Annotated in this window: 18 protein-coding genes; all 18 read right to left on the reverse strand. The window is 76.7% G+C overall.

Annotated features, from left to right (window positions below):
* Nucleotide 1 precedes the first annotated feature (1 nt).
* Nucleotides 2–775 carry a flagellar motor switch protein FliN gene (gene fliN, locus BLS82_RS05170; protein WP_092862079.1) on the reverse strand — a complete coding sequence of 258 codons (774 nt, stop codon included), beginning with the start codon at nucleotides 773–775 and terminating at the stop codon, nucleotides 2–4.
* Nucleotides 772–1710, reverse strand: a complete 939-nt coding sequence (locus tag BLS82_RS05175; RefSeq protein WP_092862081.1) for a flagellar motor switch protein FliM — start codon at nucleotides 1708–1710, stop codon at nucleotides 772–774. Before BLS82_RS05175 ends, fliN begins: the two co-directional genes overlap by 4 nt.
* Nucleotides 1711–1928: 218 nt before the next feature.
* Nucleotides 1929–2435: a flagellar basal body-associated FliL family protein gene (fliL, locus tag BLS82_RS05180; RefSeq protein WP_092862083.1), complete on the reverse strand. Its 507-nt coding sequence runs from the start codon at nucleotides 2433–2435 to the stop codon at nucleotides 1929–1931.
* The gene (locus BLS82_RS05185) at nucleotides 2428–3330 is read right to left on the reverse strand and encodes an OmpA/MotB family protein (protein ID WP_092862085.1); all 903 of its coding nucleotides are present in this window, start codon (nucleotides 3328–3330) and stop codon (nucleotides 2428–2430) included. Before BLS82_RS05185 ends, fliL begins: the two co-directional genes overlap by 8 nt.
* On the reverse strand, nucleotides 3330–4100 hold the full coding sequence (locus BLS82_RS05190) for a motility protein A (protein WP_092862087.1): 771 nt from the start codon (nucleotides 4098–4100) through the stop codon (nucleotides 3330–3332). Before BLS82_RS05190 ends, BLS82_RS05185 begins: the two co-directional genes overlap by 1 nt.
* Nucleotides 4101–4433: a flagellar FlbD family protein gene (locus BLS82_RS05195; RefSeq protein WP_092862089.1), complete on the reverse strand. Its 333-nt coding sequence runs from the start codon at nucleotides 4431–4433 to the stop codon at nucleotides 4101–4103.
* Between the two features lie 266 nt (nucleotides 4434–4699).
* The gene (locus tag BLS82_RS05200; RefSeq protein WP_092862091.1) at nucleotides 4700–5941 is read right to left on the reverse strand and encodes a flagellar hook protein FlgE; all 1242 of its coding nucleotides are present in this window, start codon (nucleotides 5939–5941) and stop codon (nucleotides 4700–4702) included.
* Nucleotides 5942–6028: 87 nt separating this feature from the next.
* Nucleotides 6029–6475: a flagellar hook capping FlgD N-terminal domain-containing protein gene (locus tag BLS82_RS05205; RefSeq protein WP_092862093.1), complete on the reverse strand. Its 447-nt coding sequence runs from the start codon at nucleotides 6473–6475 to the stop codon at nucleotides 6029–6031.
* Between the two features lie 119 nt (nucleotides 6476–6594).
* A complete protein-coding gene (locus tag BLS82_RS05210) occupies nucleotides 6595–8337 on the reverse strand; it encodes a flagellar hook-length control protein FliK (RefSeq protein ID WP_092862095.1) in 1743 nt (580 codons plus the stop codon).
* Entirely contained in the window at nucleotides 8334–8987 is a 654-nt protein-coding gene (locus BLS82_RS05215; protein WP_092862097.1) for a lytic transglycosylase domain-containing protein, read from the reverse strand. Before BLS82_RS05215 ends, BLS82_RS05210 begins: the two co-directional genes overlap by 4 nt.
* On the reverse strand, nucleotides 8984–9478 hold the full coding sequence (locus tag BLS82_RS05220; RefSeq protein ID WP_092862099.1) for a flagellar FliJ family protein: 495 nt from the start codon (nucleotides 9476–9478) through the stop codon (nucleotides 8984–8986). Before BLS82_RS05220 ends, BLS82_RS05215 begins: the two co-directional genes overlap by 4 nt.
* Before the next feature lie 123 nt (nucleotides 9479–9601).
* Nucleotides 9602–10987 carry a FliI/YscN family ATPase gene (locus tag BLS82_RS05225; protein ID WP_092862101.1) on the reverse strand — a complete coding sequence of 462 codons (1386 nt, stop codon included), beginning with the start codon at nucleotides 10985–10987 and terminating at the stop codon, nucleotides 9602–9604.
* Nucleotides 10984–11739, reverse strand: coding sequence for a FliH/SctL family protein (locus BLS82_RS05230; protein WP_092862103.1), 756 nt, complete (start codon nucleotides 11737–11739; stop codon nucleotides 10984–10986). The genes BLS82_RS05225 and BLS82_RS05230 overlap by 4 nt, the downstream gene beginning before the upstream one ends.
* A complete protein-coding gene (gene fliG, locus BLS82_RS05235; protein ID WP_092862105.1) occupies nucleotides 11723–12757 on the reverse strand; it encodes a flagellar motor switch protein FliG in 1035 nt (344 codons plus the stop codon). The genes BLS82_RS05230 and fliG overlap by 17 nt, the downstream gene beginning before the upstream one ends.
* A 10-nt stretch (nucleotides 12758–12767) precedes the next feature.
* A complete protein-coding gene (gene fliF / locus BLS82_RS05240; RefSeq protein WP_092862107.1) occupies nucleotides 12768–14363 on the reverse strand; it encodes a flagellar basal-body MS-ring/collar protein FliF in 1596 nt (531 codons plus the stop codon).
* Complete coding sequence (gene fliE, locus BLS82_RS05245) at nucleotides 14363–14719, reverse strand: flagellar hook-basal body complex protein FliE (protein ID WP_218123578.1); 357 nt, start codon at nucleotides 14717–14719, stop codon at nucleotides 14363–14365. Before fliE ends, fliF begins: the two co-directional genes overlap by 1 nt.
* Nucleotides 14716–15135, reverse strand: a complete 420-nt coding sequence (gene flgC, locus BLS82_RS05250; protein WP_092862109.1) for a flagellar basal body rod protein FlgC — start codon at nucleotides 15133–15135, stop codon at nucleotides 14716–14718. Before flgC ends, fliE begins: the two co-directional genes overlap by 4 nt.
* Nucleotides 15135–15476, reverse strand: a complete 342-nt coding sequence (gene flgB, locus BLS82_RS05255) for a flagellar basal body rod protein FlgB (RefSeq protein ID WP_092862111.1) — start codon at nucleotides 15474–15476, stop codon at nucleotides 15135–15137. Before flgB ends, flgC begins: the two co-directional genes overlap by 1 nt.
* Nucleotides 15477–15631: the final 155 nt, after the last annotated feature.

Raw genomic sequence — 15631 nt, forward strand, 5'->3', positions numbered from 1 at the left:
GTCAGCCCTCCCCGCCGGGCTCGACGATCTCGGTGATGCGGATGCCGTAGTCCTCGTCCACGACGACGACCTCGCCGCGGGCGAGCAGGCGGCCGTTGACCATCAGGTCGGCGGGCGCGCCGGCGGCGCGGTCGAGCTCGACGACCGAGCCGGGGGTGAGCCCGAGCAGCTCGCGCACCGACAGGCGGGCGCGGCCGAGCTCGACGGTCAGCGTCATCTCCACGTCGCGCAGCAGGTGCAGGCCGGAGCCGGCGCCGAGCGGGCGGGCGGGCGCCCCGGCCGGCGCGGCGGCCCGCACGGGGCTGCCGTCGGCGGCGCGCAGGCGCAGGCCGACCCAGGCGGCGACCTCCCCGTCGGCGACGAGCGGCACCAGGTGCAGCTCGGGCACGGTGAGCAGCTCGGCGACGGTGCTCGTGCGCGCCGGGGACAGGACGGCGACGCCCAGGGCGGCGACGGCCGCCTCCAGGGCGGGGGCGACGGCGGCCTCGACGGGCAGCGGCCCGCCCTGGGCGCCGGCCAGGGCGGCCTCGAGCGCCGGGTCGACGACGACCGCGACGGCGCCGGAGACGTCGCCGGTGAACTCGGCGAGGACGACGGTGGCCGCGGACTCCGGCGGCAGCGGCGTCTGCGTCGGGCCCGGCACGAGGGGCGACGGAGAGGGCAGCAGGGCCGCGGCCGCGGAGGCGGCGGCGACGAGGAGGTCGGTCGGGGCCGCCCCGGCGGCGTCGGTGGCGGTCGCGGCGGCGGTCGTGGCGGCGTTCACGGCAGCGGTCATCGGGACTTCTCCTCCTCGGGGCTGACCACCAGGCAGGCCAGGCGGTGTCCGCTCGTGCCGGCGACGGCGCGGGCGAGGACGACGTCAGCCGTGACGACGTCCAGGGGTCGGGTGGTGGGGTGCGGCAGGCGCAGGACGTCGCCGACGGAGAGGGCGAGCACCTCGGCGGGGCGGGTGGTCATCGCGGCGAAGCGGGCGGAGACCTCCACGGGCAGCTCCGGCACGGCGCGGGAGAGGACGTCGGCGGCCTGGCGCTCCTTGCGCAGCTGCTCGACCGAGCGCGCGCGGTCCCCCGCGTCGCGCAGGCGGGCGAGCAGCTGCCCGGTCGGCAGCATGATCGTCGCCTCCACCGCCTCGGCGTCCTCGCCGAGGGCGATGCCGAGGGTGGCGATGACGACGACGTCGGCGGCCGCGGCGGCCTGCAGGAACTGGGGGTTGTAGTCGATGCCCGTCACGGCGGGCTCGAGCGGCAGCACGCCGGCGAGGGCGTAGGCCATGTCGGCGAGGCTGCGGGTGACGAGGTCGCGCAGCAGGCGGAACTCGATCTCGGTCAGCTCGCGCTCGGGGTGCGCGCCGCCGCCGCGGCCGCCCAGCATGAAGTCGACGCAGTCCAGGGCGGTGCCGGTGTCCAGCTGCACCAGCCCGGGCCCGGAGCCCTCGGCGGGGGTGAACGTGACCAGCACGGAGTGGCCCGGCAGGGAGCGCACGTACTCGTCGTACGTGCGGGAGGTCACGCCCGAGAGGGTGACCTGGCACGGGGTGCGCAGCCGGGTCAGCAGCAGCGTGGACCACTGGCGCGCGAAGGTCTCGAAGGCGACCTCCAGGGCGCGCGTGTGCTCGCGCGCCAGCGCGGTGGGGCGCCGGAAGTCGTAGGGCGTGACGACACCGCGGCGGCGCTTGCGCGGCGCCGGCGGGGCGGAGGTCTGGACGGTCACGAGGAGGCCATCGGCACGACGGCCCTGCGGGTTGAGCCGATCGGGTGGCCCGGGCGTGTCGCGCCCGGCGCCGCGCCCCTCACCCCCCTCCCCGCGGTGATCTTGCACGTCCGGCGCGAGGTGCGTCCTCGCCTCCCGCGTGATCTTGCACGTCCGGTCGCGACGTCCGACCGGACGTGCAAGATCACCACGGGGGAGGCGGAGAGGGAGGGGGGCGGCTACTGCGTCACGTACTCCGTGAGGTACACGTCGATGACCTCGTGGTGGTACGCCTCCTCGAGGGTGTGGCCCAGCTCGGTCTTGAGCTCCTCGCGGTGCACCGGGTCCGCCAGCTCCTCGACGCTGCGGCCGCTGAAGAGCGTGATCGCGCTGTCGAGCGCCTTGCTGCCGTCGATCGGGGCGTGGGCGCCCGCGCCCTCGACCAGCTGCAGGGCGAGCCCGAGCTTGAGGTAGTGCCCGTCGGCGAGGTTGATGCTCACCGGCTCCAGGGCCAGCACCTCCCCCGGCACGGGCTCCGGCTCGGCCTCGGCCTCGGCCGGCGCGGGCTTGAGGAAGAACCACGCCGCACCGGCCGCGACGAGCACCGCCGCGACGACGAGCAGCAGCTTCTTCTTCCCGCCCTTCTTCGCACCGGCGTCGTCCCCGGCGTCGTCCTTGCCGCCGCCGCTCCCGGCGCCGCCGGGGCGCTTGGCCCCGCCGCTCGACATCACGCGCTGCTCAGCCATGGGTTCCTCCAAGTGCCTCTCCGGCGAACGCCGGGACGAGAGCCCGCACGTCGGCGGGCTGGTCGGACAGCACGACCACGTCCACCCGGCGGTTGCCCTCGATGGCGCGCGGGTCGGCGGGGTCGTACAGGGGGTGGGTCTGGCCCAGGCCCACGGCCTCCAGGCGCTCGCCCACGACGCCGCCGGGGGACTCCAGGCGCCGCAGGACGGCGGTGGCCCGGGCCGCGGACAGCTCCCAGTTGGTGGGGTAGGCGGCGCTCGGGGTGAGCGCCAGGTGGTTGGCGTGGCCCTCGACCGCGACGTCCTCGGGCAGGCCGGCGAGGACGGGCGCGACGGCGTCCACGACGCGCAGGCCCGTCGGCTGGATGGCGGCGCTGGCGTCGGCGAAGAAGATCTCGTCGGCGACGACCGTGACCACCAGGCCGCGCTCGGTGATGGTCAGCGACGCGCGGTCGCTGAGGCTCTGCGCGGCGAGCGCCTCCTCCAGCTGCTCGCGGATCTCCACGAGCCTCGACGCCTCGGCGCGCGCGGCGATCTCCGCGCTCTCCGGCGCGCCGGAGCCGGCGCCGGACGCCTGCTCCGGCGCCGCGCCGACCTCGATGCCGGAGGCCGAGCGGACGATCTCCACCGGGTTCGGCTCGCCCGAGGAGGCCTCGATGACCGAGTCGCCCCCGGCGACGGGCAGCGCCGCGTTGCCGAAGCCGACGGCCAGGCTGGCCTTGAGGGCCTCGTACTTGGCCTGGTCCACGTTGCTCATCGCGAACAGCACGAGGAACAGCGCCATCAGCACGGTCATCATGTCCCCGTAGCTGACGGCCCAGCGCTCGTGGTTCTCGTGCTCCTCCTCGTGGCCGCCGCGCCTGGCGCGGCCCTTCGAGCCCTTCCCTCCGGACATCAGGCGGCCGCCCCGGCCTTGGCCTTCTCCTCGGGCACGAGGCTGCGCAGGCGCTGGGCGACCAGGCGCGGGTTCGCGCCGGCCTGCACGGCCATGAGGCCCTCGACGACCAGCTCCATCTGCGCGCACTCGGTCTCGGACAGGCGCTTGAGCCGGTTCGCGATCGGCAGGCAGATGATGTTCGCGGCCAGGAGGCCCCACAGGGTCGCCACGAACGCGGCGGCGATCATGTGGCCCAGCTTGTCCGGCTCGGAGAGGTTCTCCAGCACGTGCACGAGGCTGACGACGGTGCCGATGATGCCGACCGTCGGCGCGAAGCCGCCGGCGTCGTTGAAGAACTTGGCGCCGACCTTGTCGGTGCCCTTCTTCACCTCGATCTTGGCCAGCAGCATCTCCCGCAGGTCCTCGGGGTCCGTGCCGTCGATGGCGGCCTGCAGGCCGTCGCGCAGGAACTGGTCCTCGACGTCCTTGGCGGCGTCCTCCAGGGCCAGCAGGCCCTCGCGGCGGGCGCGCTCGGCCAGGGACACGACCACGTCGATGGTCGCGCCCGGCTTCACGGCCTTGCCGGTGAACGCCTTGATCAGGGCCTGGACCACGGCGCCCATGTCCGCCATGCGGCTGCCGGCGAGCGCTGCGCCCAGGGTGCCGACGATGACGAGCACCATCGGCGCGGGCAGGATCACCGACATCGGGCTCGAGCCCTCGAGGATGATCGCGAGCAGGATGCCGCCGAGGGCGAGGCCGATCCCGATGATCGTCGCCGGGTCCATTCAGCTCCTCCGGGAGGCGCGCAGGGGGACGGCGACGGCGAGGTGCGGCCGCTCGGCGTCGGGGCTGGGTCGGCCGGCGTCCTCGGCGTCGCCGGCGTCCGCGACCTCGCCGGCGGCCTGGGCGCTGGGGGCGACCTCGAGGCGGTGCGCGGTGGCGATGACGGCGGCGCGGAACTCGCGCACGAGGCGCACGACCTCCTCGACCGGCTCGGTGACGACGTACTTGGTGCCGTCGATGAGCGTGAGGATGGTGTCCGGCGTGCTCTCGACCCGCTCGAGCAGGTCGGGGTTCACCGCGAACGGCGGGCCGTTCAGGCGCGTCACGATGATCACGATGTCCGTCCTTGGGGGTGCTGCGGGAACCGTCCGTGGTCCCTGTCGAGAGTGCTCATCGGCAGTGCGCCGAGGGTGTTGAGCAGGCCGGGGGACGTTGGAGCCTCGCACCCCCCGAACGGGGTACTGCCGGCGGCGCGGTGCCCAGCGGTGGTGGGCACCGGGCGGCCCCGTGCCCGTGCAGCGAGCACGGGGCGGCCCCGTGCCCATGGGAACGAGCACGGGGCCGCCCCGCGGGTGCGTGCGCCCGGGTCCGGGCGCACGGGTCAGCGCTTGAGGTTCACCAGCTCCTGCAGCAGCTCGTCGGAGGTGGTGATGACGCGCGAGCTCGACTGGAAGCCGCGCTGCGCGACGATGAGGTTCGTGAACTCGGCCGACAGGTCGACGTTCGACATCTCCAGCGCGCCGCCGGACAGCGTGCCGCGCCCGCCCGTGCCGGCCGTGCCGACCTCCGGGTTGCCGGAGTTCGCCGTCGTCCGGTAGGTGGAGCCGCCGGCCTTCTCCAGGCCCGTCGGATTCGCGAACACCGACATGGCCACGCGGCCGATGTCCTGCTTGAGGCCGTTGCTGAAGGTGCCGTTCAGGGTGCCGTCGGGGTTGAGCGTGAAGGAGGTCAGCGTCCCGGAGGCGTACCCGTTCTGCTCGGTGGCCTTGACGGTGCTGGTCCCGTCGCCGGCGTACCCCGTCACGCCGTCGAGGTCGACGGTGACGGTGCGGGTGCCCACGACCACGCTGATCGCGCTGGTCGGGTCGAGCTGGCCGGTCGCGGTGAAGCGGACGGTGCCGTTGACGTCGGGGTAGGCGGGTGCGGGGGGCGTGGTGGCCGGCTCGGCCGCCTGCCAGCTGCCGTCGGCCTGCTTGGTCAGCACCACCTGGACGGCGACCTCCGTGCCGAGGTCGTCGAAGACGGTGATCTTCAGGGGGGCGAGGGGGCCCGCGGGGGCGTCGGAGGCGAGGTTGCCGGCGAAGGTGATGCCGCGCTCGACGTTCGGCGCCGTGCCGACGTCCTGCGTGGCGCGCGGCTGCATCAGGGTGCCGACCGGCAGCTGGATGTCCCCGATGGGGCCGTTGGCGTCGACGACCCCGTTGGTGCCCATCCAGCCCTGCAGCACGGCGCCGTCCGTCGTCACGAGCTTGCCCGTGGCGTCGAAGTTGAAGGCGCCCGCGCGGGTGTACAGCTGCTCGCCGCCGTCCTGGACGACGAAGAAGCCGTCGCCGGAGATCATCAGGTCGGTGCTGCGGCCGGTGACCTGCGCGGCGCCCTGCGTGAAGCTGGTGGTGATGCCCGCCACGCGCACGCCGAGGCCGACCTGCGCGGGGTTGGTGCCGCCCTGGTCGCCCTGGGGGGCGCTGGCGGCCTGCACGAGCTGGCTGAGGGTGTCCTGGAACTGCGTGGACGACGACTTGAAGCCCGTCGTGTTGACGTTGGCGATGTTGTTGCCGGTGACGTCCATCATCGTCTGGTGCGAGCGCAGGCCTGAGATGCCGGAGTAGAGGGAGCGCAGCATGCGGGGTCCTCCTGGGTGCGGGGGCGGGGGCGGTCGTGGGCCGGGGCGCGCCGCGCGCGCCGGGCGGGGTGCGCCGGGCGGCGCGCGTCAGCCGGGGCGGACCTCCGAGACGGCGTCCAGGGCGACGTCCTTCCCACCGACGCGCACCACCGGCACGGAGCCGGCGAAGGACGCGCCCTCGACGAGCCCGGTGCGGGTCACGGCGGCGGTGCCCTCGCCCTCGGTCCAGCTCACCTGGCGCCCGAGGAGGGAGGAGGCGGACAGGCGCATCTGCAGCCCGAACGCCTCGCGGCTCGTCGTCGTCATCTCGGTGAGCTTCTCGACGGTGGTCAGCTGCGCCGTCTGCGCCATGAACTGGCTGGAGTCCATGGGCGAGGACGGGTCCTGGTAGCGCATCTGCGTCACGAGGAGCTGGAGGAAGGCGTCCTTGCCGAGCGTGGTCCTGTCCTCGGCGGCGGCCTTGGCCGAGACCATGCTCTCGGCGACGACGGTCGTGCCGGCCGGCGCGCTCTGGCCCGTGGTGATGGACGTCATGGAGGTTCCTTCGGTCGCGGTGCTGCTCTGCTTGAGCGGTCCTCGGCCCGTTCGGCTCAAGAGCGGGTCGGTGCCCCGATCGGGCGGTCGGGCGGTCGGACGGTCAGACGGTCGGGCGGTCAGACGCGGACGTCGAGGAGGCCGCCGCCCGCGGCGGTGCCGGCCGGGCGGGCCTCCTCCGGCAGGCGCACGGGAGCGCGGCCCGGAGCGCGGCCGGCGCCGCCGCGCCCGTCGCCGCCCGGGCCGCCGGACGACGCGCCGGCACCGGACCAGGGACCGGTGCCGGTGCTGCCGCCGCCGCTGCCGCCGCCGCTGCCGCCGCCGGTGCCGGTGCCGCTGCCCAGGTCCAGGGAGGCCTGCAGGCCGGTGGCGGCCAGGTCGCGGCGCAGGTCGGGCAGCGCCTGGCGCAGCGCGTCGCGCGCCGCCTCGGTGCCGCCGACGAGCTCGATGCGCACGGCGTCGGGGCGGATCTCGGCGACCACGCGCACGTGCCCGATGGCCTCCGGCTGCACCGAGAGCGTGAGCCGGTGCACCCCGGCGCCCAGGTGGGGCACCTCGGCCAGCCGCGGCACCAGCTGCGAGGGCAGGGTCGGGGCCGCGGCCGGCGCCGCAGGCGCGGCCGGGGGTGTCGCCGGGGGTGCGGTCGCGACGGGCGCCGGCGCGAGGGGCGCCGCGAGCGGGGGGACGCCGGTCGCGGCGGCGCTCGAGGGCGTGGCGGACGCCGGGGCGGTCGGGGCGGTCGAGGTCGCTGAGGTGGCCGAGGTCGTCGAGGTCGCGGCGGACGGGGCCGTCGGGCTGGTGCTCGCGCCCTGGTCGGAGGACGCCGTCGCGCCGTCGGGACCGACCGCGGCAGAGGGCTCGACGGGCGAGCCAGCCGGGACCGTCGGTGCGGCCGCCGGGACCGCCGTGGCGGTGGTGGCGCCGTCCGGGAGCGCGGTGCCGGGCGCCGCGGCGGACCCGGCGGCGCCCGTTCCCGGGTCCGCGGTGCCGGGGGCCGAGGTGGGGGCACCGGGGACACCGGGGACGGCGGTGACGGCGAGGGCCGCGGCCACGGCACCGGGGGCAGCGAGGGCGGTCGCGGAGCCGTTCGCCGCAGGGATCGCCGCAGCGGCAGCGCCTGCTGCCGGCGCAGCGGCCGAGCCCTGGCCGCCGAGTCGGACGAAGGCGGGCGCACCGAGCACCAGTGCACCCGCGTTCGTCCGACTCGGCGCAGCAGCGACGACGGACGGGACGCCGGACGCGGCGGCCGGGGCGGTGACGTCCTGCGGCTCGCCGCTCGCCGCGGCGGCCGACCGGTCGAGGGCGGGAGCCGCCGCGAGGGCAGCGACCTCGGCCGCGGCGGCCCGCAGCGCCGGCTCACCGGGCACGGCCGGAACGGCCTCCGCACCGGCGTCGCGCCCGGCGTCCTGCCCGATGTCGGAACCGGCGTCGCGCTCCGCCTCCTGCCCGGCGTCCCGCCCGGCGTCCTGACGGCCGTCCTGCCCGGCGTCCCCGGAGGCCGGTGCGCCCTCCGCCGCGTCCCGCCCGGCGTCCTGCGGGTCGGCCGGCCCGGCGTCCCGGGCCGCCGGCGCCGCGTCCGCGGGCTCGGCCGGCCTGTCAGCACGAGGGCGACCCGGGGCGCGCTCGCGTGCTGGCACCCCGGTGCGCTCCGCGGCGGCGTCAGGACGACGGCGCTCCCCGGCGCGCCCGCGTGCCGACGCCTCGGGGCGCTCGCCGGCCGGGCGCTCGGCGTCCGCGAGCTGGCCGGCGAGCAGCTCGGCGAACCCGCCCGCGTCGCCGCGCTCGCCGGTGCGGCCGCCGCCGGCGCGCGGGCCGGGCCCGGCGACCGGCGAGGGCGGGCCGGAGGTGCTCATCGACGTCATGCGGTGCTCCTGCTCATCAGGTCGGTGACCTTGCGGACGTAGGCCTGGGTCTCGGCGTAGGGGGGCACGCCGTCGTGGCGGCGCACGGCCCCGGGGCCGGCGTTGTACGCGGCGAGGGCCAGCGGCACGGACCCGAAGGAGTCCAGGTGGCGGGCCAGCAGGCGTGCGGCGCCGTCGACGGCCTGCGCCGGCACCATCGGGTCCACCCCCAGCTCGGACGCCGTGCCGGGCATGATCTGCATCAGCCCCTGGGCGCCGGCGGGGCTGACGGCGTCGGCGCGGCCGCCCGACTCCACCTGCGCGACCGCGCCCAGCAGGCCGGCCGGCAGGTGGTAGCGCTCGGTGGCCGCGGCGAACAGCGACGCGTACGGCGAGGCGCCGTCGACCCCCGAGGCGCCCGACGCGCCCGCGGTGCGCAGCGCGGCCGGGCGCGCCCAGGACGCCGTCCCGCTCGCTGCGGCGGCGCCGCTCGCCGGCTCCTCGGCAGCCTGCGCGAGCACCTGCTCGAACGCGGCCCCGCTGGAGGCGGTCAGCGCGGAGGCGCCGACGGCCGCGCGCGCCGGGGCCGTGCCGCCGAGCGCGGCCAGGCGAGCCTGCAGCGCCTGGACCCGGGCCTGGACGTCGCCGAGGCCCTCGGGAACGGCGATCACCGCGGTCCCTCCGGCGGGCGCCGCGAGGCTGAGCGGGAGGCCGAGCCGGAGGTCGAGCGCGCGGCCGAGCGCGAGGCGGAGCGGAAGGCGGCGCGGGTGGCGTGCTCGTCGAGCGCGAGCTGCTCGGCGCGCTGGGCCTCGGCGGCGGCCTGCGCCGCGGCCCGCTCCGCGAGCCGCTCGACCGGCGTCACGCGGGCTCGGGCGGCGGCCCACTCGGCGCGGGCGGCGGCGGCCTCCTGCTGGCGCGCGGCGGCCACGCCCCGGCTCTCCGTGAGCAGGCTGGTCAGCGCTGTGCGCGCGGCGACAGCCGCGCGCCAGGTGGCCTCGTCGGCCGCGGCCGGCGGCGCGCACGAGCCGAGCGCGGTGACCCGCTCGACGACGAGGGCCTCGGCCGCGCGCGCCTGCGCGGCGGCGGCGCTGGCGCGCCCCGCGGCGACGTCCTCCTGCAGGCGGCGCACGCGCAGCAGCGCCGCGAGCCTGAACCGGCTCACGCCTCCTCCTCCGTCGTCGCCGTGAGCGCCGCCCTGCGCTCGACGGTTCGCTCGCTCCGCTCGCTCACGCCTCCTCCTCCGTCGTCGCCGGAAGCGCCGCCCTGCGCTCGACGGTCCGCTCGCTCACGCGACGCTCCCGGCGACGGGGCTGGCCGCGGCGATGGCGCGCAGCCGCGCCCAGGCGGTGGCCGGGGCGACGACGTCCTCGACGTCCTGGCGCAGGAAGGCGTCGATCGCGGGCCCGGCGGCGAGCGCGGCGTCCACGACGGGGTTGGAGCCGCGCGCGTAGGCGCCGACGTCGACGAGGTCCTGCGCGTCGCGGCGCGCGGCGAGCAGGCGGCGCACGTGCGCGGCGTCGGCGCGCTGCTCGCGCGTGGTCACGCGGGAGGCGACGCGCGAGACGGAGCCGAGGACGTCGATGCTCGGGAAGTGCCCGGCGGTGGCGAGCCGGCGGTCGAGCACGACGTGCCCGTCGAGGATCGAGCGCGCCGCGTCGGCGATCGGCTCGTCGTGGTCGTCGCCGTCGACGAGCACGGTGTAGATGCCGGTGATCGACCCGGTCGGGCCCGTGCCGGCGCGCTCGAGCAGCCGGGGCAGCAGCGCGAAGACGGACGGCGGGTACCCGCGCGTGGCGGGCGGCTCCCCCACCGACAGGCCGATCTCCCGCTGCGCCGTCGCGAAGCGGGTCAGGGAGTCCATCATCAGGACGGCGTCGCGCCCGGCGTCGCGGAACGCCTCGGCGATGGTGGTGGCGACCATCGCCGCGCGCAGGCGCACCAGCGGCGGCTCGTCGGAGGTGGCGACCACGACGACGGAGCGGGCCAGGCCCTCGGGCCCGAGGTCGTCCTCGAGGAACTCGCGCACCTCGCGGCCGCGCTCGCCGATCAGGGCGATCACGGAGACGTCGGCGCTGGTGCCGCGCGCGATCATCGACAGCAGCGTCGACTTGCCGACGCCGGAGCCGGCGAAGAGGCCGAAGCGCTGGCCGCGGCCGGCGGGCACGAGGGTGTCCAGGGCGCGCACGCCGAGGCCGAGCGGGACGGCGACGCGCTGGCGCTCCAGGGCGTTCGGCGGGGCGGCGTCCACGGGGCGCCAGCCGTCGGGCACCAGGGGCCCCCTGCCGTCGAGCGGGCGGCCGAGGCCGTCGAGCACGCGCCCCAGCAGGCCCGCGCCCACCGGCGCGCGCAGCGAGCGGCCGAGGGCGAGCACGCGCTGGCCGGCGCGCAGGCCGGTGGCGCGCCCGAGCGGCATGCAGTGCACGGAACCCCGGCTCACGGCGACGACCTCGGCGTCCGTCGCGGCGCCGCCGCCGGTGTCACCGGCGCCGCCAGCGGCGGGCCCGGCGGCGTCGTCGACGACGCGCAGCAGGTCCCCCACCGCCGCGGGCAGGCCGGCGACCTCCACCGACAGGCCCAGCACGGAGCTGACGGTGCCGCTGACCTCGGGCGCCGCGGCGGCCGCGGCGCGGGCGAGGACGGCGTCGAGGGCCGCGCCGGTCGCGGGGCTCACGCGCGGGCCTCCGTGCGGGCCTCCGCGCGCAGGGCGCCGCGCAGGCGGGCCAGGGCCGTGGCGACGCGGGCGTCGACGCGACCGCCGGGGAACTCGCACACGGCGTCCCCGGGGGCCAGGGCGGCGTCGGGGAGCAGCTCCACGGTGCGTCCGCGCACCAGCGCCGCGACGTCCCCGAGCTCGTCGAGGTCCTCGGGCGCCAGGCGCACACGCACCTCCTCGTGCTCGGGCGCGGCGGCCAGCGCCCGGCGCAGGGCGTCGCGGCCGCGGCCGGCGGCGTCGGCGAGCTCGCGGCCGACGACGACCTCGGCCAGGTCGGCGGCGGCGCGGGCGAGGACGTCGGCCGACTCCTGCACGCCGGGCGCGGTGCGCGCGCGCATCGCGGCCGCGGCGGTCTCCAGCGCGGCGAGCGCGCGCTCGACGCGCTCGGTCAGGGCGGCGCGCGCCGCGGCGGCCTCCGCCTGCAGCCGGGCCCGCTCCTCGCGCTCGCGCACGGCCGCGGCCGCGCGGCCCTCGCCCCAGCCGGCCGCGTACCCGACGGCGCGGGCGGCGGCGCGCTCGGCCTCCGCCCCGGCTGACGGCGCGGCGGCGGGCACGGGCACGAACGCGGCGGGGGCCGCGGCGGGGTCCGCGGCCGGGCGCGCGGCGCGGCCAGCGACGGGCGCGAGCACGACGGGTTGCACCACGGGCTGGGCGACGGGCTGGACGACGGGGCGCTCGGCGAGCGCCGCGGCGTCAGGCGACGTACTCATCGTCGGAGTCCCGGCGGATGGTGATCTGGCCGGTCTCCTCCAGCTTGCGGATGGCGGTCACGACGACGGCGCGGGCCTCCTCGACCTGCGACATGCGCACCTGGCCGAGCAGCTCGATCTCCTCGAGGAGGTTCTCGCGGGCGCGCTCGGAGACGTTGCCGAGGATCTTGTCGCGCACCTCGGTGCGCACGCCCTTGAGCGCCAGGGCCAGGTCGGCGGCCTGCACCTCGCGCAGCACCAGCTGCAGCGCGCGGTCCTCGAGCCCGAGGATGTCCTCGAAGGTGAACATCTGGCTGCGCACCAGCTCGGCGAGGGCGGCGTCGCGCTTGGCGAGCTCCTCCAGCAGGTGCTTCTCCGTGCCGGGGTCGGCCCGGTTGATGATCTCCACGAGGGGCTGGACGCCCCCGACGACGGAGACGGCCTGCGGCGTCAGCACCGTCGAGGCCTTGCGCGAGATGGTCTCGGCCACCACGGAGATCACGTCCGGGCTGGTGCGCTCCATGGTGGCGATGCGGTGCGCGACCTCCGCCTGCAGGTCCGAGGGCAGGCCCGCCAGCGCCCCGGAGGCCTGCTCCGGGCGCAGGTGCGCCAGCACGAGCGCGACGGTCTGCGGGTGCTCGCCGTTGACGAAGGAGACGATCTGGCGGGCGTCGGCCTCCTGGAGGAAGTCGAACGGCTGCCCCTGCTGGGAGGAGGCGACCCGGTCGAGCATGCTCGAGGCCTTCTCCCGACCCAGGGAGGACTCCAGCAGCGCGCGGGCGAAGCCCATGCCGCCGGAGCCGGCCGGCCCGGAGCCGGTCAGCTGCCCGTAGAACTCCAGCAGGACGGCGTCCGCGAGCTCGGGCTTGAGCTCCCCGAGCTTGACGATCTCGGAGGTCAGCTCCTCGATCTCGTGCTCCTCCATCGCCGCGAGCACCTTGGCGGAGCGCTCGCGGCCCATCTGGATGAGCATGACGGCGGCCTTCTGCGGGCCCGTGAGCGCGGCGGCGCTGGCGGGCGTCGGGGTGGCGGTCGGCATCAGAGCCTCCTCACTTCTTCTCCGCGAGCCAGCCGCGCAGCAGGTCGGCCACCTCGGCCGGCTGCTGGTCGACGAGCTCGGCGAACTCTTCGCGCCGCAGCGCGATGTCGTCCGGGCCGGCGGGGGTGAGCATGGGCGCGCGCGGGCCCTCGATCGCCTCGGGCGCGGGGGCGGGGTCGTAGAGGACGTCGAGCTCGCCGAGGTCGATCACCTCGCGCTTGCGCTTCTTGGCCGCGCGGCGGGCCAGGAGCAGGACGACCGCGAGCACGATGAGCAGCAGCAGGCCGCCCGCGCCGTAGGCGATGAGGCGCTGGGTGCGCTCGGCCGCCTCGGCGGCCGCGGCGGCGGCCAGGTCGGCGGCCGCCTGGTCGGCGGCGGTGGTGTCGAAGGGCGCCTGGGTGACGGAGACGACGTCCCCGCGGGCGGCGTCCACGCCTGCCGCGGCGTTGACCATGTCGGTCAGCTGCGCGATGCCGGTGCCGGCGGCCGCCTGCGCGTCCACGACGACGGCCACGGACTGGCGCCGCACCGAGCCGGGGGCGGCGGTGGTCTGCTCGGTGACCTTGTTGACCGCGTTGTTGCGGGTGACGGACTCCTTGGTGTACCCGCTGCCACCCTCGGCGTCGACCTCGGCGAGCTCGGTGGCGTCCATCCCGAGGACGCCGTTGTCGCCGAGCGCGCCGCCGACGCCCGCGCCGTCGCCGACGTAGGACTCGGTGGTGCTGCTCTCCGACAGCGGCGGGACGCCGTCCTCGGAGGTGAAGGTCTCGGTCGTGCGCTGGGTCTGGTCGTAGTCCAGGTCGGCGGTCACGGTGGCGACCGCCTTGCCCGGGCCGAGCACCTTCTCGAGCATCGCCTGCACGGCGGCCTCGGTGCGCTTCTCGTACTCGGTGGTCTGCTGGTCGCGCACGCCGCCGCCGACGCCGGCGGCGGACTCCCCGGCCGCGGACAGCAGCGCGCCGTCCGCCCCGACGACCGTGACGCCGTCCGGCTCCATGCCGTCGACGCTGGAGGCGACCAGGTGCACGATCGACTGCACCTGGTCCACGGACAGGTCGCGGCCGCCGGCGGTGTCGACGAGCACGGAGGCGGTGGGCGCGGCGGCCTCGTCGAGGAAGACGCTCTCCTCGGGGATGGCCAGGTGCACCACGGCCGTGCGCACGCCGTCGATCGACTGCACGGTGGTGGCCAGCTCGCCCTCCAGGGCGCGCTGGTAGGTCACCTGCTGCTGGAACTGCGAGGCGGTCACGCCCTGCTCGTCCAGGAGGGCGTAGCCGGTGTCGGACGCCGCGGGCAGCCCGGCCGCCGACGCCTTCAGGCGCTGGTCGTTGACCTCCTCGCGCGGCACCAGGATCGTGCTGCCGCCGTCCTCGAGCTCGTACAGGACGCCCTCGGCGTCCAGCTGCTCGGTGATCGCGGCGGCGTCCTCGCCCGCGAGGTTGTGGAACAGCGGGGCGTAGGTGGGCGCGGTGGCCCAGCGGGTGAAGGCCACGCCGCCGAGCACGAGCAGGGCGACGCCGAGGACGGCGATCACGCGCTGCGCCGGGGTGAAGGCGCTCAGGCCCCTGCCCGCCTCCTGGAGGCGACCTCTGATCGCGCGCTGCATCAGACCTGCATCCTCATGATCTCGGAGAAGGCGTCGAGGGCCTTGTTGCGGACGGCGACGGTCACCTCGGTGGCGACCTTCGCCTGGGTGGCGGCGATGGTGTAGTCGTGGACGTCGGTCAGGTCACCGGTGGCCGCGGCCACCGCGAGGCGAGCGGACTCGCTCTGCAGCGCCTGGACCTGGTCCAGGCTGGTGGCCAGGGTGGCAGCGAAGCCGCCCGATCCGGCCGGCGACACGCTGCCGGCCGCCGAGGTTCCCGCGACCCCGGCGACGGGCGAGGCCGCGCCGAGCGCCTGGGCGGCCCCCGCGCCCCCGACGGCGCCGACGGCGCCGAGGGCCTCGATCGGCGGGCTCACGCGCCGCGGCCGATCTGCAGGGCGGCCTCGTAGGAGCCGCGGGCGCGGTCGACGACGGCGGCGTTGGCCTGGTAGGCGCGCTGGGAGATGATCAGCTGGCCCATCTGGCTGGCCAGGTCGATGTCCGGGTAGCGGACGTAGCCCTCCTCGTCGGCGAGGGGGTTGGTCGGCTCGTACACCAGGCGACCCTCGGCGCTGCCGAACGCGACGCCGGCGATGCGCACGCCGCCGGTGTCGCCGGAGTAGTCGCTGCCGTACTCCTCCGCCTCCGCCACGACGTAGCGCTGGCGGAACGCCTCACCGTCGGTGCGGGTGGCGGTGTTCATGTTCGCGAGGTTGTCGCTGACCGCGTCCATCCACTTGCGGGCCACGGTCATGCCGGACCCGGCGACGCCGATCGCTCCGAAGATCGCCATCAGCTCGTCCTCAGCGCCGTGGTGATGGACGTCAGCTTGCCGTCCATCGCCTGCGTCATCAGCTGGTAGCGCAGCTGCGTGTCGATGTTGCTCAGCGTCTCGGCGTCCAGGTTGACGTTGTTGCCGTCCTCGCGCGTCGGCGCGACGGAGCGCGAGAGCGTCGCGGCGGCGGAGCCGCTGCCGGAGGAGACGGCCGAGCGCAGGGCGTCCTCGAAGTCCACCCGGGCGGCCAGGTAGTGCGGCGTGTTGATGTTCGCGATGTTGTCGGCGGTCGCGCGCTGGCGGGCGGCGAGGCCGTCCAGGGCGCTGCGCAGCGCGACGGCACTGACGGAGTCGAACACGGCGGGGCCTCCACGAGATGGGGTGCGTCTTCGTGCGGGGCGGCCGTGTCCGTGGCCTGTCGTGCGGTGAGCGGTCCATCGCTCACGAGGGGTATCGGCGCGCCGGCCGTTTCCTTGAGCCCGCGGTCCACCCGATCGGCGGTGCTCCGCCCGGG

Origin of the sequence: Quadrisphaera sp. DSM 44207 (assembly GCF_900101335.1) — a bacterium.
GTDB lineage: Bacteria > Actinomycetota > Actinomycetes > Actinomycetales > Quadrisphaeraceae > DSM-44207.

What these genes read in the sequence shown, in the direction of transcription:
- BLS82_RS05230 (WP_092862103.1), bottom strand. Translation starts at nt 11,739, where the DNA reads ATGAGTACGTCGCCTGACGCCGCGGCGCTCGCCGAGCGCCCCGTCGTC.
- BLS82_RS05190 (WP_092862087.1), bottom strand. Translation starts at nt 4,100, where the DNA reads ATGGACCCGGCGACGATCATCGGGATCGGCCTCGCCCTCGGCGGCATC.
- fliL (WP_092862083.1), bottom strand. Translation starts at nt 2,435, where the DNA reads ATGGCTGAGCAGCGCGTGATGTCGAGCGGCGGGGCCAAGCGCCCCGGC.
- BLS82_RS05185 (WP_092862085.1), bottom strand. Translation starts at nt 3,330, where the DNA reads ATGTCCGGAGGGAAGGGCTCGAAGGGCCGCGCCAGGCGCGGCGGCCAC.
- fliF (WP_092862107.1), bottom strand. Translation starts at nt 14,363, where the DNA reads ATGCAGCGCGCGATCAGAGGTCGCCTCCAGGAGGCGGGCAGGGGCCTG.
- BLS82_RS05205 (WP_092862093.1), bottom strand. Translation starts at nt 6,475, where the DNA reads ATGACGTCCATCACCACGGGCCAGAGCGCGCCGGCCGGCACGACCGTC.
- fliG (WP_092862105.1), bottom strand. Translation starts at nt 12,757, where the DNA reads ATGCCGACCGCCACCCCGACGCCCGCCAGCGCCGCCGCGCTCACGGGC.
- BLS82_RS05200 (WP_092862091.1), bottom strand. Translation starts at nt 5,941, where the DNA reads ATGCTGCGCTCCCTCTACTCCGGCATCTCAGGCCTGCGCTCGCACCAG.
- BLS82_RS05210 (WP_092862095.1), bottom strand. Translation starts at nt 8,337, where the DNA reads ATGACGTCGATGAGCACCTCCGGCCCGCCCTCGCCGGTCGCCGGGCCC.
- flgC (WP_092862109.1), bottom strand. Translation starts at nt 15,135, where the DNA reads ATGGCGATCTTCGGAGCGATCGGCGTCGCCGGGTCCGGCATGACCGTG.
- fliN (WP_092862079.1), bottom strand. Translation starts at nt 775, where the DNA reads ATGACCGCTGCCGTGAACGCCGCCACGACCGCCGCCGCGACCGCCACC.